Raw genomic sequence first — 20,951 nt, 5'->3', positions numbered from 1 at the left:
ATGATAGGAGTTCCGGGACAGGACGCAGCACTAAAGTCTGTCTGAAAAGACAAAAGGAAGTGCCAAAGACCTGCAAGACCGTACCTTGAAAACCGAATACCAAAAACAATCAAGTATCAAAGACATCCGAGGTTCATCGTGATGCAAGTCATGATGGCCGAACAAATGAGTTTTAAACTCAAATAGATTTACCTTCAACCGCAAGGAAGAAGGGCTGAAATGATAGATCGGTCTACGGACCGGTGTATGAGGACAGCGGACCAGCCGAGGACATCACGCTAGATGTCCGGTGATAAAAAGGTCCATCGACTCCTAAGGAGCGTGGCATATTTATCATTAAGGTTAAGCAAGAAAGAGCACAGGGAGGATGCCTTGGCACTGAGAGCCGAAGAAAGACGTGATAAGCTGCGAAAAGCTGCGGGGAGGAGCAAATATCCTACGATCCGCAGATATCTGAATGGGGAAACCCACATAAGAAGACCTTATGTATCCTTACGTAAATACATAGCGTAAGGAAGGGAACCCGGTGAACTGAAACATCTAAGTAGCCGGAGGAGAAGAAAACAACCGTGATTTCCGAAGTAGCGGCGAGCGAACCGGAAAGAGCCCAAACCGGAGTGCGTGCACTCCGGGGTTCGGACTGCATAGTCTGATTCGAAGAAGGGAGCAGAATGGTCCTGGAAAGACCAGCCAGAGAGGGTGAAAGCCCCGTAAGCGAACCCGGAAGCGACAGCGCAGGATCCAGAGTACCACGAGACACGAGAAACCTTGTGGGAATGAGCGGGGACCACCCCGTAAGGCTAAATACTCCTCAGTGACCGATAGTGTATAGTACTGTGAAGGAAAGGTGAAAAGGACCCCGGGAGGGGAGTGAAAGAGAACCTGAAACCCTGTGTTTACAAGCTGTGGGACCACGTTAAGGTGGGACCGCGTACTTTTTGTAGAACGGTCCGGCGAGTTGCGGATACTGGCAAGGTTAAGCACTTAAGGTGTGGAGCCGAAGGGAAACCGAGTCTTAACAGGGCGCCAAACGTCAACTTAGTTGACGCCATAGTCAGTATGTGCAGACCCGAAACCGGGTGATCTATCCATGTCCAGGTTGAAGTTGCCGTAAAAGGCAATGGAGGACCGAACCCACATCCGTTGAAAAGGGTGGGGATGAGGTGTGGATAGGGGAGAAATTCCAATCGAACCCGGAGATAGCTGGTTCTCCTCGAAATAGCTTTAGAAATTTAGCCTCGTATGAATCTGGCGGAGGTAGAGCACTGAATACCCTAGGGGGCGTCAAAGCTTACCGAAGGTTATCAAACTCCGAATGCCGTACAGATGTTATACGGGAGTCAGACTGCACGAGATAAGTTGGGCAGTCAAAAGGGAAAGAGCCCAGACCTACAGCTAAGGTCCCAAAGTGTGTGTTAAGTGGAAAAGGATGTGGGATTTCAAAGACAACTAGGATGTTGGCTCAGAAGCAGCCATCCATTCAAAGAGTGCGTAATAGCTCACTAGTCGAGAGGTCCTGCGCCGAAAATGTCCGGGGCTGAAACACACCACCGAAGCTTAGGAAGCATGCGTAAGGCATGCTTGGTAGAGGAGCATTGCTGAAGCGAAGAAGCGGTACCGTGAGGAGCCGTGGAGTTTCAGGAAGAGAGAATGCCGGAATGAGTAGCGAGAAAGAGGTGAGAATCCTCTTGGCCGAATATCCAAGGATTCCAGGGTAAAGCTGATCTGCCCTGGGTAAGTCGGGGCCTAAGGCGAGGCAGAAATGCGTAGTCGATGGATAACAGGTGGAAATTCCTGTACTGCAGGATGACAGAACTGTAGGGACGCATGTGGAAAGCATGGGCCGGAAAAGGAAAAGCCGGTGCAAGCGAAGTAGGAGATAAGGAGGCAAATCCCTTATCGATCCAAAGGCGTGATGCGGAGCGAAATGAAGTAGCGAAGCATGCGGGCCATGTGCCAAGAAAAGCTGCTATTGTTCGTCCTGTACCCGTACCGTAAACCGACACAGGTGGATGAGGAGAGAATCCTAAGGCCGGCGGGAGAAGCATTGTTAAGGAACTCGGCAAAATGACCCCGTAACTTCGGGAGAAGGGGTGCCCCAGAGATGGGGCCGCAGAGAATAGGCTCAAGCAACTGTTTAGCAAAAACACAGGTCTATGCAAAACCGGAAGGTGAAGTATATGGGCTGACGCCTGCCCGGTGCTGGAAGGTTAAGAGGAGAGGTCAACTAACGTGAAGCCTTGAATTTAAGCCCCAGTAAACGGCGGCCGTAACTATAACGGTCCTAAGGTAGCGAAATTCCTTGTCGGGTAAGTTCCGACCCGCACGAAAGGCGTAATGATTTGAGCGCTGTCTCAACAATGCACCCGGTGAAATTGAAGTACCAGTGAAGATGCTGGTTACCTGCGCCAGGACGGAAAGACCCCATGGAGCTTTACTCCAGCTTGATACTGGGATTCGATGCTGTATGTACAGGATAGGTGGGAGGCAAAGAAGTAGAGACGCCAGTCTCTATGGAGCCGCTGTTGGGATACCACCCTTACCGTATTGGATTTCTAACCGAGAGCCATGAAACTGGTTCCGGGACAATGTCTGGCGGGGAGTTTGACTGGGGCGGTCGCCTCCGAAAGGGTATCGGAGGCGCTCAAAGGTTCCCTCAGAATGGTCGGAAACCATTCGCAGAGTGCAAAGGCATAAGGGAGCTTGACTGTGACACCGACGGGTGGAGCAGGTAGGAAACTAGGACTTAGTGATCCGGTGGTATAACGTGGGATTGCCATCGCTCAACGGATAAAAGCTACCCTGGGGATAACAGGCTTATCACTCCCAAGAGTTCACATCGACGGAGTGGTTTGGCACCTCGATGTCGGCTCATCGCATCCTGGGGCTGTAGAAGGTCCCAAGGGTTGGGCTGTTCGCCCATTAAAGCGGTACGCGAGCTGGGTTCAGAACGTCGTGAGACAGTTCGGTCCCTATCCGGCGCAGGCGTAGGATATTTAAGAGGAGCTGTCCTTAGTACGAGAGGACCGGGATGGACGGACCGCTGGTGTATCTGTTAGGTACCAGACCTATGGCAGAGTAGCCAAGTCCGGCAGGGATAAACGCTGAAGGCATCTAAGCGTGAAGCCCCCCTCAAGATGAGATATCCCCATGAATTAATCATGGTAAGACCCCTTGTAGAGCACGAGGTAGATAGGCTTAAGGTGGAAGCGTAGCAATACGTGCAGCTGATAAGTACTAATCGGTCGAGGGCTTATCCTTATAGGCTGGGATAAAGAGTGGAGAACACTCTTACAAAAGAAGAAAAAACGGATGAAAAGATATGAGAGAGTGAAAGGACCGGAAGGTGGAAACATAAGAAGGTCTGTAGGTATTCGGTTTTGAGGGTATGGACCCTAAAAAGAGTGGGAGACCACTCAGTAACAGATTCCTCGATAGCTCAATGGTAGAGCACGCGGCTGTTAACCGCGGGGTTGTAGGTTCGAGCCCTACTCGGGGAGTGCGAGTGTAAAAATACTCAGGAAAAAGAGAAGGCTCCGTGGTCAAGCGGTCAAGACACCGCCCTTTCACGGCGGTAACACGGGTTCGATTCCCGTCGGAGTCATTTAAGTTATTTAAGTTAGGTCGATAAGTTGCAGCTTGACTGTTTTTTGTCGATTTGTTATAATTACATGTGATATGGCGTCTTAGCCAAGTGGTAAGGCATGGGACTGCAACTCCCTGAGCACCAGTTCAAATCTGGTAGACGCCTCTCTTTAAAACCTCGTAAATATTGATTTTACGGGGTTTTTTGTTGGAATTTAAAAATTTTATTACATATTTAGACCCATGTCTTCGTCCTTTTAATAGAACTCAACCCCAGAATAGGGTTGAGTTCTTCACATTTTTTAACCAAAGTCAAAAAGTTACCGTCTGTTATCAAAAATGTACTCTTTTAAAGGTGGAGATGAGAAATTATACTCTAAGTAAGCTGATTACTGAAGGTTTATAATATGGAGGAAAATATGAAAATTTATAAAGAGTATATATTAGGCGATATGGTGGCTAGTTATCGTACAGATGAAGAAGGTAAACGACTGAGCCTATATTTATTACCACTAAATATTCGAAAGCAAGAACAGGAAAAGAAAGAGTTACTAAACTCCTTAGTACAATATAAGATTGTCGGTGATATCTACGAGAAAGCGTATGTAATTGGCAATAGCATGCGTAATTCCCAATCAATGCGTAACTTGATCCTAAAGGAGCAGACACAGACGACCGCTGATAAGCAGACACAGATTAAGACTGTCTTGGTTGATCCTCGTGGCTACGAAGTGGAGCATGTGCTAAGTTGGCCGGAGGAAGCTCCTTATATACGAATTTATTGTACGTTTAAGAACACTAGTAAGGAACAAGTGGCTTTAGAGATGTTTGAAAGCTTCTCTCTTTCTGGCTTGTCGCCATATGTAGAAAAAGACGGTCCAGGCTCCTTGAACCTCCATCGAATTCGTGCAGTATGGTCTCAGGAAGGACGGCACGAATGTATTCCGGTGGAAGATTTACAATTGGAACCGGCTTGGTCACCTCATGCGGTACGTAACGAGCGCTATGGACAGGTAGGCTCCATGCCGGTCAATAAATTTTTCCCATTTATTGCTGTAGAAGATAAACATAATAACATTTTTTGGGGCGCTCAGCTGGCCCATCCGGCGTCATGGCAAATGGAAGCCTATCGCAAAGATGATGCACTTTGCATTAGCGGTGGTCTGGCTGACAGAGATTTTGGTCACTGGCTAAAGAATATTCCTGCTGGAGAAAGATTTACTACTCCGGAGGCGATTGTCAGTGTGGCAGCTACAGACTGTTTTGAGGAATTTACCAACCGTTTGGTTGAGGCGGCTACAGAAAGAATCAACCAAGGTCCGTCGGTAGAACAAGACTTACCGATTATTTTCAATGAATACTGTACCACTTGGGGGAATCCTTCCCACAATAATATTTGTGAAATTGTCGACTGTATAAGGGATAAGGGGTTTGAATATTTCGTCATCGACTGTGGCTGGTATAAAGAAAACGGCGTGCCTTGGGACATCAGTATGGGTGATTATGTACCTTCAAAGGATTTATTTCCTGATGGCTTAGATAAAACTGTAGCGAAGATTAAGGAAGCGGGAATGATTCCAGGTATTTGGTTTGAAATTGAAAATGTGGGAGAGGCGGCGAAGACCTATAACAATACCGATCATTTGCTGCATAAAGATGGTAGTGTTTTGACCACCTACGCCAGACGGTTTTGGAATATGTGTGATCCCTGGGTAGAAGAGTACTTGACGAATAAAGTCATCGGCACCCTAAAAGATTATGGTTTTGGCTATATGAAGGTAGATTACAATGAAACCATCGGTGTAGGCTGCGACGGTGCCGAGTCTATGGGAGAAGCGCTCAGACAAAATATGGAAGCAACGCAGACTTTCTTTAAAAAAGTAAAAAAAGAGGTACCGGGAATCATCCTGGAGAACTGCGCATCAGGTGGACATCGTTTAGAGCCATCCTTCATGGGGCTAACCAGTATGGCATCATTTTCTGATGCTCATGAATGTCCGGAAATCCCTATTGTAGCTGCGGATCTGCATCGGGTAATTCATCCGCGCCAGAGTCAAATTTGGGCCGTGATTCGCTCCGAAGATTCTCTGAAGCGAATAGCTTATTCCGTGATCAACACCTTCCTTGGACGAATGTGTATCTCTGGTGATGTGACAAAGCTAGATGATAAGCAATGGAAGGTTATTGACGACGGTATGGCTTTTTATCGGGTAATTGCGCCAATCATCAAGGAAGGTCAGTCTTATCACTTCGGTAATAAGATTGAAAGTATCAGACATCCTAAAGGGTGGCAAGGGATTTTGCGAGTTGGTAAAAATGGCGAGAGTTACGGGACAATTCACACCTTCGGAGGACAGTTGCCAGGGGAAGTTACCATGACACTACCAAAAGGGTACAAAAATATTAACGTATTCTCAGACACAGAAGAAACGGTGCAAATTAAAGATGGAAAGCTAATCTATCGTCCGGTGGAAAACTGGAAGGCAGTGGCCGTGTACTTATCTTAAGAGGGGAAAAGAAAAGTGACACAGAGAAGTATTTATATGGCAGTATAGATATCAGAATAACTCCTTTCTCGGATTTCAACTTTTATCTAGAATTTGTATTGCTCTCGATATTTTTCAGGTGATAAGTGCACATACTTCTTGAATACTTTTGAAAAGTAATTGCTATTCGAAAATCCGCAGTTTTCAGCAATTACTTTAATGGTATTCGTAGTACTAAGTAACATATTAATAGCAGCTTGTATACGAATATTTGTCAAATACTTGATTGGTGTAACTCCTTGTTCTATTTTAAAATTACGTGCTAGGTGCTCCTGAGAAATATTTAGACGTTTAGCAACTTCGTAGATACCTTCCAATGTATTGTATTCGGCATCAATCAGGCGAATAGCGTGACTAACGAGGGAGTCTTCAGTTTTTTTAGAAGGAAATTCAATCTCTCGTAAGAGGCTGCAAAGGAAGTGATAGAGGATTTCCTGCCCTTCATACTTATGAAGATAGCCGCCAGTAATCATACGATTTTGCAGCTTAAATAGTTGTTGGATAGGTGAGCTGCTTTTATCAATATGGAATAAACAGTCACACAGAGTGGATAGCTTCTCAATAAATGGTCTCGTAGAATCACCGTAAAAATGCAAATAGATGAATTCCCATGCAACCTCTTCTTGAGGATTTATATAATAGCGGCTGTCTCCAGGAACGCTTACGACAAAACCCATCCCGGGGTTCACTCTGTTCACTTTTTGATTCATTTCAAGATAACCGTATCCGGATAAAGTATACTGAAAAACAAATCCACCGTAGCCTTTTCGTTTACGATTATCCAAGTCGTATACCTCTTGGTAACGACTTTCAATACCACCATCAGATAAGTATAGAGGTGGGTTACTCATTTCATCTGCATTAAGGATGCCAAAAAGTCCATGTTTGTACTTCATCAAAAAATACCACTTTCTTTAGGATTTATACCGATTTGCTAAATTAATTATTTTCTACTTATAAATTAAATGGTTTATTTAGAATGTAATGATTTAAATAATAACAACAGGTTAATTGATTTCAATAATTACTAATAGGTAAAATGGTGTGTCTCAATTAATTGCTTTGGTAAAGTATTGTATTTGTAAAATATCATACATAATTAAGAATATTGCTTTTATTATGATACTTTTTCATAATCAATACAAGTACAGTATCCTTAAATACCCTTAAATTACAAAAACGTATCAAATTTTACATTCTGTCTAAAAAGTATACCTGCTAGAATAATTATATTCTAGTTTCCTCGGGATATTTACTTAAAGGAGAATGTTGAATGAATCATAAAAGACAAGTAAAAAATATTGTGATAACAGAGCGGTTAAGAGTTTTATTTAAAACTTTGTGTAGATTTGGCAGAATATCCAGAAATGTTAAAATACAAACTCGATTGTTTGTGTCCTTTTTTATTATTACTTTTATACCTCTATCTGTGGTTGGTTCTATTGCATATAAAAAATCCAATGATGCTATTGAAGCAAAAATAAGTTCATATTCAACGGAAGTTGTAAAACAAATTGGGAAAAATGTTCATGCTGAGATTCAGAAAATTAGCGCTGTAAGTAAAAATATAATTATATCCGAAGAATTACAGAATAGTGTTGATGATTTTTATTCGAATGATAATTTGAAAAAGCTAGATTCCACAAGGAAGATAGAGTCACTTCTTACGAATACTACAGGTATTAATCAATCAATTAAAAAACTTTATATCAATATTGGTGAGAGTATTACAATTGGTGATAACCATCTGGGAGATAGTGTGGTATCCGATGAAAGCAAAGAAAAAATTCAAAAAAAAATGGAAATTTCAAACAATAACTCGGTACTAAGTATGATTAAGGCGGAAGATGGCTCTCCGCAGTTGCTATTATTGAGTAAAATTCAATCAAATGATGATGGAAATGTTCTTGGGCAAATGTACATGTTTTTAAAACCGGAAACTTTTTCTAATGTACTAAAAGATGTTAATTTAGGCAATGGCTTAGATATATTTATAATCAATTCAAATGGTATCGTAATTGCAAGTGAAAATTCAGTATCTACATTTGGGATTCCATATAGAGATAAACTATTAATAAAAAAACTTGAAAGCGAAAGACAAGGTTTTTCAACTGATATTGGTGGGAAGGATTATCTGGTTACGTTTTCTAAAATACAGGATACGGATTGGTATATGGTAGCAGCAGTGCCTTATTCTTTCCTGAATACTGAGACAAATAGTGTGAGGAATACAATTATTTTTATAACAATACTATGTCTTATTATTGCCCTTTTTTTAGCTTACACAATTACAATTAGCATATCTACACCCTTAAAACGTTTGGTAGGACTGATTAACGAAGCTAAAAAGGGAAACTTTTCAAATAAGCTGAGAGATAAAAGTAAAGATGAAATAGCTAATGTTATATCCAATTTCGATGAGATGTCACAAAATATTAACTCGCTTGTGTCAAAAGTCAATACTTCTGCGCAAAAAGTTTTAAAAAGTTCGGAAGAAATAATCATTTCAACTTCGCGTTCACAAATTAGTTCAGAGCAAGTTGGAATAACAATTCAGGAAATTGCCACGGGAGCAGCAAATCAGGCCGAGGACATTTCAGAAGGTGCCAATTTTTTAAATATGCTTTCAGGTAATATCAATAGCGTTGAAGTAGTAATAGGAAATGTTGCTGAAGTTGTTAAAAATACAAAGGGATTAAGTGATGTAGCAATGTCTACAGTTAAGTCTTTAAATGATAAGACAGTTGAAACAAAATCTGTTTCTACCAAGATAATTGATAATATAAATGACTTAAGTAAAGAAATGCAGGAAATACAGAAAATAACAAGAATAATAGTAGATATTTCGGAGCAAACAAATTTACTTGCATTAAATGCTGCGATAGAAGCTTCAAGGGTTGGAGAAACGGGAAAAAGCTTTGCGGTAGTAGCTGAGGAGGTTAGAAAACTTGCAAATCAATCAAAAAGCGCCTCTGTAATGATCAGTGATATTCTGTTAAATATTAAAAGAAAGACGGAATTAACAGTCAGTGCTGCCAATAGTGCCAACATAGTAATTTCGGAACAAATGGATGTTGTAGAAGAAACTGATAATTCATTCAAAGCAATTTTTGAGGCAATGGCAAATATTTCAGATCAGATTAATGATGTAAGTAATGCAGTAAGTCAAATTCTTGAAATTAAGAATTTAACTTTGTCAAAAATAGAAAGTGTTGCAGGGGTTGCACAGGAAACTGCGGCAACAACCGAAGAAGTATCGACAAATACGCAAAGGCAGATTGTGGAAGCAAAATTGCTTGCTAACTTAGCAGTTAATTTGCAAGGATTGTCGGTAGAACTTAGCGAAGCTATTTCAGGATTTAAGATGGAACAGGAATACAAGGTAGGGTGAATCCTTAATGGATAAACAAGAAGGAGTGTAAAACAAACGTAAATCGAAATATGAATAATTACAGTTTGATTTTGAGTGATTAAATCTATACTTAAGTGAATGTATGTTATAATTAAAAAATGATATTGGTTGCTTTCACAAAGACTATGCTCGCTTAGCTCCCAATAAAGAAGAAGCAAGCAGAAAGGCTTGTTTCTTTGTTTTATATAAAGGTTTAAAAAATATATGGAGGTGTGATAACGTTGGATAAACAATGGTTTAAGAATCAACTGATAAAAAACAAAATATTATATATATACATACCGCTTGTTATAATACCTTTATTTTTTTTGGGATATATTTCAAATTATATATTTTCTCAGGCGATAATCAAGGAAACAGTGAAGAATGTAGCTGACAACTCAACCTTAATTGTCACAAGAATAAATACAATGATGGCTAATACGGAGAACTGTGCCAATATTACTACTTTAAGCCTTATTAAAATTATTCAAAGCAATTTAAATTATGGAGAAAATAGCGCCTCCTATCTTGAAATGCGAGGTAAAATTGAAAACGAGTTAAATACTATAAAAATAACATTTCCTGATATTGAATCTTCAGCATTTATAGATAAAGATTTGAATGCCTTTATTATAAATAATAGCTTAGCAAATAATTTAAATAAAGCTTGTGAAAGTGGACTTTTTAATGAGATCGATAATAGTAACACTCAAAATAAGTGGCTTTTAATGCAAAAAAGGGAGTTTTTAGTAACGGATATGAATTCTTCGGTATTAACTCTTGCTAAAAAAGTAATTGACCCGCGAAGCGGTAAAAAGCTTGGAATACTCATATTAAATATAAAAGAAAGTTCAATTTCCGACATCTATGTAAGTGTAGGACCTGAAAATATAACGAGTTATTTTATATTGGATGGACAAGGCAAAATTATGTCATCTCAAAAAAAAGATGATGTATTGAAACCTTTAGCTAACACAAAGTTGAGACAATTAATTCTAAGCAGAGGAAATTTCAGTGAAATTAAGAATATCGATGGAAAAAACATGCTGGTTACGTCTACGTCTTTAGAGTACTTTGATTGGAAACTAGTAAGTGTTATTCCTATACAGGAATTGACGGCCGATGTTAATAAAAACACAATAGTTGTTGTAATATTAGGCTTTATATGTATGATTTTGGCATTATTAGCCGCAACGGTGCTATCTAGAGTAATAGCAAAACCTCTCGTGAAACTCACTAAAAAGATGGATGAGATTAAGGATGGGAATCTGGATGTTGTTTGTGATGTGAACTCAAAGGATGAAATAGGAAGGTTGGCTTCGGGCTTTAATATAATGGTTGAAAGAATTAAAGAGTTGTTAAATAAATCGACTCAGGAGCAAAAAAAGCTAAGGGAATATGAATTGGCTCTGATTCAAGCTCAGATAAAGCCCCATTTTTTATACAATTCCCTTGAATTGATTTATACCTTATGTGGAATGGCCGGGGCGAAGGAAGCTCAAATTGCAACAAAATCCCTTGCAGATTTTTATAGAATAGCTTTGAGTAAAGGAAAAGAAATAATTTCATTGGAAGAAGAAATAAAAAATGTGAATGATTATCTAAATATTCAGCGGTATAGGTATTATGATGTTTTTGACTACGAAATAAAGGTGCAAGATGAGATAAAGAAAAGTAAGATTTTGAAACTAACTTTGCAGCCGTTAGTGGAAAACTCCATCTATCATGCGCTTAAAACAAAAGGAAGTTTTGGGAGGATATTTGTCGAAGGATATATGGAAGGCGATAACGTATTAATAAAAGTTTTTGATGATGGTGTGGGGATTTCTGAAGAAAAGATTAAGGAAATTTTTGACTATCAGCACCCTGAAACTGTTAAGGAATCCTTTGGATTGCGTAGTGTAGATGAAAGAATTAAATTATTTTTCGGCGAAAATTATGGTTTGAAGATCGAGAGTGAATTGGGGAAAGGGACGGTAATAACTGTAACAATTCCTTTTTTGACTGGAGGTAGCGGATATGTTGAAATTAATCGTTGTTGATGATGAACCTCTTTACAGACAGTATCTAGTTGAATCAGTGGAATGGGAAAATTACGGATTTGAAATATGCTGCGAAGCAAAGAACGGGCTGGATGCATTGGAAAAGATTGGAACCTTTAAACCAGATATCGCTCTTGTTGATATTAATATGCCATTTATGAATGGTCTGGAATTAATAGAAAGGCTTAGGGACCAGTATTCTAACATAGCAGTTATATTGGTAACTGGACATAATGAATTTGATTATGCAAGAAAAGCGATAAAGCTAGGCGCCCTGGACTATATACTAAAACCATTTAATAACGATGAATTGATGGTTCCACTACTTAAGATAAAAGAAAGTATTGAGAAAGACAGGCTTGAAATAACGGCTCATAAAGCAGAAACAGAGATGATAAAAGGAAGGCTGCTTAACCTATTGATTAGCAATGAATTTATTTTGAAGGAGGATGAAATGATAGCCCGCTTAAGCCGATTGGGTATTAATATTCATTCACTTTTATTTCGTGTAGCAATTGTGGAGATAGACAACATGTATCAAAGGTGGAGTGAGGCAAGTGAAATTGTACTTTGGCAATTTGCTCTTGCCAATATTTTAAATGAAATTACCAACATCAAAGGGAAAAATATTATTTTCAACGGGCCAGAAGGAAGAATTATTTCGCTGATTCAATTTGAAGATGACGAAGATTTGATAAAATTCAGTACAGATGGATACCAGAGACTTTGTGAGGTAGTAAGGAAATACTTTGACTTTACTGTGACGGTCGGCATTGGCAGACCTGCCAGGGGATTTGAAGCCGTCCGTGGTTCTTACAAAGATGCTCTGGCTGCGCTGCAAAACAAACTTATTTTGAGTAATTCAAAGGTAATAGATTATAGCAGCGTTGAGTCAAATGGAATGAATATTGGTTTTTACCCCAGTGAAATTAATGAAAATCTGCTTCTGGGGTTAAAAATGGGTGATATTGAAGTTATTAAAGAAGAGCTGGCTAATATTTTTTCTTTTATAAAGGAACAAAAACTGTCGGTAGATTATACCATGACTATTTTTGCGGGCTTAGTTTCATTATGCCTTTCCTATATTGTTGAACTTGGCAAAAGTATTGAGGATGTTTTTGGTAAGAATTTTTCTCCTTATTCAGAAATTAATAATATCGGTTCCTTGGAAACGTCTTTACTTTGGTTTACTCAGTTATTTGAAAAAGTCATCTATTATTTGGATAAACATAAATTAACAAAATCAAAGTTATTAGTAAAAAAGGTAAAGGATTATATTGACTCTAATTTACAGGATAATGAGCTGGATATTGGTAAGATTTCGAAGAATGTTTTTATAAATTCCAGTTATTTACGGAAAACTTTTAAAAAAGAAATAGGTATAACAGTGTCCGATTATATCACTAGTGCAAGAATGCAAAAAGCCAAGGAATTGTTGACCTCCGACAAAGATATTGCAATATCCAGAATATCAGAAGTGATCGGATATAGTGATGCCGGTTATTTCAGCAAATGCTTTAAAAAGTATACAGGATTATCTCCCAGTGAATACGGAAATAGTAAGAAATAGCATAATTTATAACGTTCTTTTCTGTTAATTACATATCAGCTTATAGGAGTAGCCTTTTCTAACTGTGCTTGCTTATAGCTTTATTGGAAAGGGTCTTTTAATGACCTCTTCTTTACCATATTTGAATAATACACCTCAAATTACAAAAAGGTATCGGATTTTTCCTTCTGTTCATACAATGGACCTGTTAGAATAAAATCATCCTAAGCTTAGAGAAAACAACATATCAAATTGAATTTATAGGAGGAGGCTAAATGTATAAATTTTTCTCGAAATTTAAAGCATTACTAATGGTATCAATTATGGCTATATCACTGACTGCTTGTGCTTCTCAAACCCCGGATAATAATGTATCTGATACAGTTTCTGAAGCAGAGACTACCGCGACTGAAACACCGGCAGCTGATACTCCCGCTGAAACTGTAAAATTGAAGATGTATGCTCATTATACTTCTGAAGATGAAAAGTCTCAGCTCGATTATGCAATGGCAGAAATGAAAAAAATAATGCCAAATGTTGAAATAGAAGTTGATGTTATGCCGCAAGACAGTGGAGCGAAGTTAAAAACATATTTTGCAACAGGCAGCCTGCCGGATATATTTGAGGTATCTACTTCTGATATTGCTACGGCAGTCAATTCAAATAGTGCTGTTCCGCTAGATGATTATATTCAAAAGCTAAATATAGCAGATCAGCTTACCCCTACAGGGCAGTCGCTTTTAATGCAACAAGATGGGCATACTTGGGGAATAATTGGCTCCAACACAAATTTTGCTGTAATTTATGTTAATAAGGCTCTGTTTGAAGAGGCGGGAGCAAAAGTTCCTGAAAATTATGAAGAGTTCCTTCAGGCTGGAGAATTGTTAAAAGCGAAAGGTATTGTACCGCTTGGAATTTGGCTGAAAGAAACATGGCCTCCCCTACAGCTTTTTGATATGTTTTCTTTAACTCAAAGTCAAAAGGGTATTACAGATTTGGATTTGAATGGCACTGCAAATGCATCGGATCCGGCGTATCTTAATGCAGCTTCTAAAATTCAAGAAATTGCTAATAAAGGACTTATCTCAAAGGATGCATTTTCAATGGACTATGATTCGGCTGTTGCTGATTTTAAGAGCGGAAAATCGGCGATGCTATTATGCGGAAATTGGATGGCCCAGGAATTTGGAGATACGATGGGAGATGATGTAACATTACTTCTGCCATATGTATTAGCTGATGCTTCAGAGGCTCAAGCTGTAAAAGATTCCGGAGTGATGAGTGGCGGAGGTTTCACAGGTGGATTTGCGGTAGCTGCAAATAGCCAATACAAGGACATTGCTGCCGAATATGCTGTGCAATTCGCTTTAAAAAATATCGAAGCAAGAATTGTAAAGACCGGCGAGCTTAATACAATGTTAGAGGCATCGTTTACTCCGGAAAAAGCTCCCAACGCATTGACAAATCAGCTTTCAGAGGCAGTTGCCAATGTAAAATATTCCACCATAATGGGATGGGGCTTTGAGAGCAGCAAAATCCAGACAGATTTAGGTAGTGAGGTACAAAAATTATTTACCGGTGAATATGCCCCGGATGAGTTTGCTACAAATGTTAACGCTTTTCTTGAAAAGAACAGACAATGATAAAAAAGTAAGACTATGATTATTGGTGTGCCCCAAGTTTTTATCTAATAAGTATCACTTGGATAGAAATTTGGGGTATTTTAAATATTATATTTAATAAATTTAACCGGAGTACGTCCTTCAAGGAGAAGACATAATATGAATAAATTTTTAAACAAGAAATCTGCAATATTTATATTTGTAATGCCATTTTTAGCGTTGTACACATTGATGATGATATATCCGATATTTCAGACATTAATAAAAAGCTTTTATGATTGGGATGGTATTACTGAGCCTATTTTTACCGGATTAGAAAATTATAAAACAATATTAAAAGATCCTGATTTTATTCCTTCTTTAAAGAATGGGCTTATTTTTGCTGCCGTTGTTTTCATTTACCAACAAGGAGTAGCGACCGTTATGGCACTCATATTTTCAACGAAGACACTCCGTATTAAAGGTAGGGCATTTTTTAAAACTAGTTTTTTCATTCCGGTTGTATTATCAGTAACGGTTGTTGGACAATTGTGGTCTCAACTATATAACTACGATCATGGATTGATCAATAATATTTTGGGAATATTCGGTGAAAATCACAAGATAGCATTTCTATCTGATCCCAAAGTAGCAATTTACTCTGTAGCATTTACTAATGCCTGGCAATTTATGGGGATTATGTTTGTATTTATTTATACTGCAATTAAATCAATACCGGAACAATATTATGAAGCGGCAACGATTGATGGAGCATCGTCTATGACAATTCATAGGAAAATTACGCTCCCGCTGATAGCGGAAACCTATAAGTTCACTTTTGTTATGTCGATTACAGGTGGTCTAAAAGCCTTTGACAATATGTTTGTTATGACTGGCGGTGGTCCAGGCGGATCAACGATGACACTTTCTTACCTTATGTACAAATCGGCATTCCAAAAAGGAGAATTTGGGTACGGATGTGTTTCTGCAGTCATACTGGTAGCAGAATGCTTGCTGTTTACACTGATTATTAATAAATTTATGGCGCGAGAAAGAATTATATATTAAAGGAGGGCGTTCGCTTGACAGAAGGATTTAAAAAAATCTGTTTAAAATCAATACTTTATCTTGTTTTAACAACATTCTCATTTGCTTCAATTTATCCGCTTATCTGGATGGCATTTAACTCTCTAAAAAATAATGAAGAGATATTTTCAACTAATGTATATGGTTTTCCAACAAACTTCCGTATTGAAAATTATGTAAATGCAATAACGCAATTTAATATACTATTATTTTTTAAAAATAGTACATTTGTAGCAATTATAACTGTAACATTTACTATATTGATTGCTTTAATGTTTTCCTATGCCACAGCCAGGATGAGATGGAGGTTATCAAATGCAGTGAGAATTTATGCAATTTTGGGCATGTTTATTCCTGTACAGATTATTATTATACCTCTTGTTATTCTTGTCAGAGATCTTCATCTGCAAGATACGTTGTTATCAGTGATTATTCCTTATATTGTATTTAATCTTTCCTTTACATCCATGGTATTCTATGCTTTTTTCAGATCAATTCCATATGAGATGGAGGAATCGGCTGCAATTGATGGAGCCAATATATATACTTGCTTTTTTTTAATTATTATGCCTTTGGTTAAACCTGCGATAGCGTCAGCTTCCATATTTATTTTTCTGAATTCGTGGAATGAGTTGTTTACTGCACTTATTGTAATTTCAAATAATGCTTTAAAAACATTACCTCTCGGATTGGTTTATTTTCAAGGTAAATTTGCAACTGATTGGGGTGCCTCCGCTGCTGCGTTGACGATTGCTAGTATAGCACCTATTATTTTGTATCTGATTTTCAGTAAACAAGTAGAGAATGCACTTACAATCGGAGCAGCAGTAAAAGGGTAATGAAAGGAATGGTAATTATGAATAGAGAAGTTGATTTAAGGAATATAAAAATCAGTGATGAATTTTGGTCAAAAAGACAGAGTCAGATAATAAATGTAGTGATTCCCTATCAGGAGGCAATTTTGAATGATGATATTGAGGGTGCAGAGAAAAGTCATGCATTCGCAAACTTTCGCATTGCTGCTGAATTGGAGAAAGGTGATTTTTATGGCATGGTATTCCAAGACAGTGATGTGGCAAAATGGTTGGAGGGTGTCGCATATTCATTAGCAATAAGGCCGGATGAAGTGTTGGAGAGGCGTGCTGATATGATTATCGATGTGATCGGGAAAGCTCAGCAAAAAGATGGATATCTCAATACATACTTTACGATTAAGGAACCGGAGCGCAGATGGAAAAACCTGCAAGAATGTCATGAGCTTTATTGTGCAGGACATATGATGGAGGCTGCAGTTGCATATTATGAGGTAACAGGCAAGGAAAAACTTCTCAGGGTCATGGAGCGGATGGCGGATCATATTATGGATCAGTTTGGACCGGATAAAAGATCCGGAATTCCAGGCCATCAGGAAATTGAAATTGGGTTGATGAGGTTATATCATACTACGGGAAAGGAAAAATATAGCGATCTGGCCCAGTATTTTATTGACGAACGAGGTAAGAACCCTTATTTTTTTAAAGATGAGAACGAGCAACGGGGTTGGACGCATTTCGGAATAGATCCCATGGATACAAAATATAACCAGAGTTATGCACCCGTTCGGGAACAGAAAACGGCGGAAGGGCATAGTGTCAGAGCTGCTTATATGTATACTGCAATGGCAGATATTGCAGGAAAGACAGGAGAAGAAGAGCTTTTGCAGGCATGTGAAACTCTTTGGGATAATATAACTGAAAGGAGAATGTATCTAACCGGAGGTATTGGTTCTACTGTGGAAGGAGAGGCTTTCTCCCTTGATTATGATTTGCCCAATGATACAATATATGCTGAAACTTGTGCATCTATTGGTCTTGTTTTCTTTGCTAAAAAAATGTTGGATATCCATCCATCCAATAAATATGCTGATGTGATGGAGAGAGCATTGTATAACGGAATTTTGAGCGGTATGCAGCTGGATGGGAAGAGATTTTTCTATGTAAATCCATTGGAAGTTAATCCTGAGATTTCAGGGAAGCTGTATGGACATAAGCATGTCCTTCCCGAAAGACCAGGTTGGTATGCTTGTGCTTGTTGCCCGCCTAATGTGGTCAGACTGCTGATGTCTCTTGGAAAATATGCGTGGAGTGAGTCAGAGGATACGATTTATTCACATCTTTACCTGGGGGGTAATGCGGAGTTTAAATATGCTGATATCGAAGTGAAGAGCCTCTATCCATGGGAAGGAAATATAATCTATACCATAAATCCTAAGCAAGATAATATATGTTTCACACTTGCAATCAGAATCCCATCCTATGTAAAAAATAGAACGATTCAGTTAAATGGGGAATTAATTAAGGATGCAGAGGAGAAGGATGGATACTTGTATTTGTCCAGGATATGGGAAAAGGGTGACAAGGTTGAAATTACTTTTCCCATGGAAATTAGAAAAATTTATTGTAATACCAAAGTAAGGGAAAATGAAGGTTGTGTAGCATTAATGAGAGGACCTTTCGTTTACGCTTTTGAAGGTGTAGACAATGGAGAACATTTACAAGAACTTAGAATTCCGAAAGAAACAGAATTTGCAGTATCTGTATGTGAAAATGAGCCGCTGGAGGGTATGGTGATTATTGAACTGAACGGAATTCGGATGCATGGCAGTAAGGCACTTTATACGGAAGAAAAACCGATAGCAGAACATGTAAGAATAAAGGCAATACCTTATTTCGCTTGGGGAAACAGAGGATTGAACCAGATGAAGGTCTGGGTATTGGAAACAGAATAGCAGCGCTAAATATTAGTATTAAGTTTTTAAATTATAACTATATTCCCCGTTTACAGAGAGAAACAAAATGAGTACGGTAACATTATTAAAGAAATATCAATTAGGTGGAAAGCCCATGGATAAAGAGGCTATAAACGTACAGGCACCGGTCTGCAACTCCCTGATCATCGGTTCAAATCCGTTAGACGTCTCTCTTTAAAACCCCGTAAACGTTGATGTTACGGGGTTTTTTGTTGCCATTCAAAAGTGTTATTTTTAGATATATGTCTTCGTTCTTTTCCTTCTTCATCTGTATGAAAGTCAAACCCGATTGGCCGTGTACAATTACACTGAATAAGTTAATCAAAAGGTTAACCTTAATATAAAAAGTCGACTTAGGGAAATCTTAATAATATCTTATTTAAAAAATAATAAATAAAGAGTCCGCTGTGTGGTAAAATAAAAGCATTGCCATCGGAAGGAGTGTTGTCATATGTCTGATAGAATACTTGTCGTTGATGATGAAGTTGAAATTGCAGATTTAATAGAAGTCTATTTGAATAACGAAAACTATACTGTCTTTAAATTTTATACAGCAAAGGAAGCTCTTGAATTTATCAACACAACAGAGCTTGATCTTGCTATTTTAGATATTATGTTACCTGATATTAACGGTTTTATACTATGTCAGAAAATAAGAGAACGATATACCTATCCTGTTATTATGCTGACAGCAAAAGATGAAGAAACCGACAAAATCACAGGGCTTACACTCGGCGCAGATGATTACATTACGAAACCATTTCGCCCGCTTGAAATGGTTGCAAGAGTAAAGGCTCAACTGCGTCGATACAAGAAATATAATGCGATCCATTCCGAAGGGACAGCAAAGGATGTTATTTCTCATTCTGGCTTAATAATGAATATTAAAACGCACGAATGCTTGTTGGATGAGAAATCACTCGTACTAACCCCCACGGAGTTTTCTATTTTGCGTATTCTCTTAGAGAATAAGGGTAGTGTAGTTAGTGCGGAAGATCTATTTCATAAGATTTGGCAGGACGAATATTACAGCAAAAGCAACAACACAATTACGGTTCACATTCGACATTTAAGAGAAAAGTTAAATGATACCGTTGACAATCCGAAGTATATAAAAACAATATGGGGAGTGGGATATAAAATTGAAATATAATGATAAAAACAAAGCTGACTATGCTCAGTTTAGGTCAAAATTGCACATTCGGCTTTTGGGTATTGCCGTTATAGCTTTAATTATTACTTCGGTTTTATATACGTTGGGATGGCGTGGGCGCGGCGGTGAATGGATGGTTTCTGTTTTCCGGAAGGTTTTTAGAATGGACTATAGGAATGCGGTTAATATATATCAACTGGTCTTTCGCAATTATAAATATATCATTTGGACGATTGCTATTGTCGTCACATTCTTTGTTTTGCTGCGGGTGGTCTTTAATTGGTTCACCAGATATTTCGATATGATCAATCAGGGAATCGATACCTTACTATCCAATGATAGCGAGATATATTTACCATCTGAAATGGCGGCAATAGAACGTAAGCTAAATGCAGTAAAGCAGGAATTAAGGCAGCGTACTTTAGAAGCGCAGTTAGCCGAACAGCGTAAAAATGATTTGGTTATGTATTTGGCACATGATATACGTACACCGCTGACGTCAGTAATCGGCTATCTCAATCTTTTGGCAGAAGCTCCGGACATGCCCGCGGATCAAAAGGCAAAGTATGTAGATATTACACTCGATAAGGCTTACCGTTTAGAAAAAATGATAAACGAATTTTTTGAGATAACACGCTATAATCTGCAGCAAATAAGTCTATCAAAAGAAAACATAGATTTGTATTACATGCTTGTGCAGCTTATCGATGAGCTTTCGCCTACACTATGCGAGAATGGAAATACAGCAGCTCTTAAAAGCGATGAAAACTTAACCATTTATGGTGATCCCGATAAATTAGCAAGGGTATTCAATAATGTTTTGAAAAATGCTATGGCATACAGCTATCCAAATACAGAAATACACATTTCTGCCGAGGAAAAGGGCGGTTCGGTAGTTATCTCGTTTATGAATAAGGGAAAGACGATTCCACAAGAAAAACTGTCCTCAATTTTTGAAAAGTTCTATCGCTTAGATGAAGCCCGTACCTCAAATACAGGCGGAGCCGGTTTGGGATTGGCAATAGCAAAGGAAATCATTACATTACATGGAGGAACGATTACGGCAAACAGCAAAAGCGAAACCATTGTATTTATTATTACGCTGCCGGTAAAAAATTAGGAAAATGTCAATGCAGAATTAGGATTTTCTTAGGAAATAAATAATTTTATATTAAAAAGCAGTCTGCTTACTTTGGGTATGATTTAT

12 protein-coding genes, 3 tRNA genes and 1 rRNA gene are annotated in these 20,951 nt (G+C 38.4%); 15 read left to right on the top strand and 1 reads right to left on the bottom strand.

Annotation, left to right across the window (positions count from 1 at the left end; all coding sequences use genetic code 11):
* Positions 1-340 precede the first annotated feature (340 nt).
* The 5 genes from RBB56_RS08030 to RBB56_RS08010 all read left to right on the top strand — a co-directional run bounded on the left by RBB56_RS08030 (position 341) and on the right by RBB56_RS08010 (position 6,092).
* Positions 341-3,261 (top strand): 23S ribosomal RNA (locus tag RBB56_RS08030).
* 167 nt (positions 3,262-3,428) lie between these two features.
* A tRNA-Asn gene (locus RBB56_RS08025) sits at positions 3,429-3,500 on the top strand.
* 32 nt (positions 3,501-3,532) lie between these two features.
* Positions 3,533-3,604 (top strand) — tRNA-Glu (locus tag RBB56_RS08020).
* A 76-nt stretch (positions 3,605-3,680) separates the two neighbouring features.
* Positions 3,681-3,751 (top strand) — tRNA-Cys (locus RBB56_RS08015).
* A 241-nt stretch (positions 3,752-3,992) separates the two neighbouring features.
* Positions 3,993-6,092: a glycoside hydrolase family 36 protein gene (locus RBB56_RS08010; RefSeq protein ID WP_306721858.1), complete on the top strand. Its 2,100-nt coding sequence runs from the start codon at positions 3,993-3,995 to the stop codon at positions 6,090-6,092.
* 86 nt (positions 6,093-6,178) lie between these two features.
* Here RBB56_RS08010 and RBB56_RS08005 read toward each other — a convergent pair whose 3' ends face one another.
* A complete protein-coding gene (locus RBB56_RS08005; protein WP_306722114.1) occupies positions 6,179-7,027 on the bottom strand; it encodes an AraC family transcriptional regulator in 849 nt (282 codons plus the stop codon).
* A 377-nt stretch (positions 7,028-7,404) separates the two neighbouring features.
* On the opposite strand from RBB56_RS08005, the gene RBB56_RS08000 reads away from it, so the two are divergent.
* The 10 genes from RBB56_RS08000 (at position 7,405) to RBB56_RS07955 (ending at position 20,864) form a co-directional block, all read left to right on the top strand.
* Entirely contained in the window at positions 7,405-9,522 is a 2,118-nt protein-coding gene (locus RBB56_RS08000) for a methyl-accepting chemotaxis protein (protein WP_306721857.1), read from the top strand.
* Between the two features lie 242 nt (positions 9,523-9,764).
* Entirely contained in the window at positions 9,765-11,567 is a 1,803-nt protein-coding gene (locus RBB56_RS07995) for a sensor histidine kinase (protein WP_306721856.1), read from the top strand.
* Positions 11,545-13,137: a response regulator gene (locus RBB56_RS07990; protein WP_306721855.1), complete on the top strand. Its 1,593-nt coding sequence runs from the start codon at positions 11,545-11,547 to the stop codon at positions 13,135-13,137. The genes RBB56_RS07995 and RBB56_RS07990 overlap by 23 nt, the downstream gene beginning before the upstream one ends.
* A gap of 254 nt (positions 13,138-13,391) precedes the next feature.
* A complete protein-coding gene (locus RBB56_RS07985) occupies positions 13,392-14,759 on the top strand; it encodes an ABC transporter substrate-binding protein (protein WP_306721854.1) in 1,368 nt (455 codons plus the stop codon).
* A 138-nt stretch (positions 14,760-14,897) separates the two neighbouring features.
* A complete protein-coding gene (locus RBB56_RS07980; RefSeq protein ID WP_306721853.1) occupies positions 14,898-15,785 on the top strand; it encodes a carbohydrate ABC transporter permease in 888 nt (295 codons plus the stop codon).
* Positions 15,786-15,799: 14 nt separating this feature from the next.
* Positions 15,800-16,642, top strand: coding sequence for a carbohydrate ABC transporter permease (locus tag RBB56_RS07975; RefSeq protein ID WP_306721852.1), 843 nt, complete (start codon positions 15,800-15,802; stop codon positions 16,640-16,642).
* A gap of 17 nt (positions 16,643-16,659) precedes the next feature.
* Positions 16,660-18,570 (top strand): glycoside hydrolase family 127 protein, encoded by a 1,911-nt coding sequence (locus tag RBB56_RS07970; RefSeq protein WP_306721851.1) that lies wholly within the window; start codon positions 16,660-16,662, stop codon positions 18,568-18,570.
* 67 nt (positions 18,571-18,637) lie between these two features.
* Entirely contained in the window at positions 18,638-18,769 is a 132-nt protein-coding gene (locus RBB56_RS07965) for a hypothetical protein (RefSeq protein ID WP_306721850.1), read from the top strand.
* A 273-nt stretch (positions 18,770-19,042) separates the two neighbouring features.
* Positions 19,043-19,744, top strand: coding sequence for a VanR-ABDEGLN family response regulator transcription factor (vanR, locus tag RBB56_RS07960; RefSeq protein ID WP_306721849.1), 702 nt, complete (start codon positions 19,043-19,045; stop codon positions 19,742-19,744).
* The gene (locus RBB56_RS07955) at positions 19,728-20,864 is read left to right on the top strand and encodes a sensor histidine kinase (RefSeq protein ID WP_442905446.1); all 1,137 of its coding nucleotides are present in this window, start codon (positions 19,728-19,730) and stop codon (positions 20,862-20,864) included. Before vanR ends, RBB56_RS07955 begins: the two co-directional genes overlap by 17 nt.
* Positions 20,865-20,951: the final 87 nt, after the last annotated feature.

Source organism: Kineothrix sp. MB12-C1 (assembly GCF_030863805.1).
Lineage (GTDB): Bacteria > Bacillota > Clostridia > Lachnospirales > Lachnospiraceae > Kineothrix.
The sequence above is the reverse complement of the archived record's forward strand: the minus strand, read 5'-3'. Positions and strand labels throughout refer to the sequence as shown.

Excerpts from the sequence above, each read along its gene's own strand:
- RBB56_RS07990 (WP_306721855.1), top strand. The coding sequence starts at position 11,545 with ATGTTGAAATTAATCGTTGTTGATGATGAACCTCTTTACAGACAGTAT.
- vanR (WP_306721849.1), top strand. The coding sequence starts at position 19,043 with ATGTCTGATAGAATACTTGTCGTTGATGATGAAGTTGAAATTGCAGAT.
- RBB56_RS08000 (WP_306721857.1), top strand. The coding sequence starts at position 7,405 with ATGAATCATAAAAGACAAGTAAAAAATATTGTGATAACAGAGCGGTTA.
- RBB56_RS08010 (WP_306721858.1), top strand. The coding sequence starts at position 3,993 with ATGGAGGAAAATATGAAAATTTATAAAGAGTATATATTAGGCGATATG.
- RBB56_RS07970 (WP_306721851.1), top strand. The coding sequence starts at position 16,660 with ATGAATAGAGAAGTTGATTTAAGGAATATAAAAATCAGTGATGAATTT.
- RBB56_RS08005 (WP_306722114.1), bottom strand. The coding sequence starts at position 7,027 with ATGAAGTACAAACATGGACTTTTTGGCATCCTTAATGCAGATGAAATG.
- RBB56_RS07985 (WP_306721854.1), top strand. The coding sequence starts at position 13,392 with ATGTATAAATTTTTCTCGAAATTTAAAGCATTACTAATGGTATCAATT.
- RBB56_RS07965 (WP_306721850.1), top strand. The coding sequence starts at position 18,638 with ATGAGTACGGTAACATTATTAAAGAAATATCAATTAGGTGGAAAGCCC.
- RBB56_RS07980 (WP_306721853.1), top strand. The coding sequence starts at position 14,898 with ATGAATAAATTTTTAAACAAGAAATCTGCAATATTTATATTTGTAATG.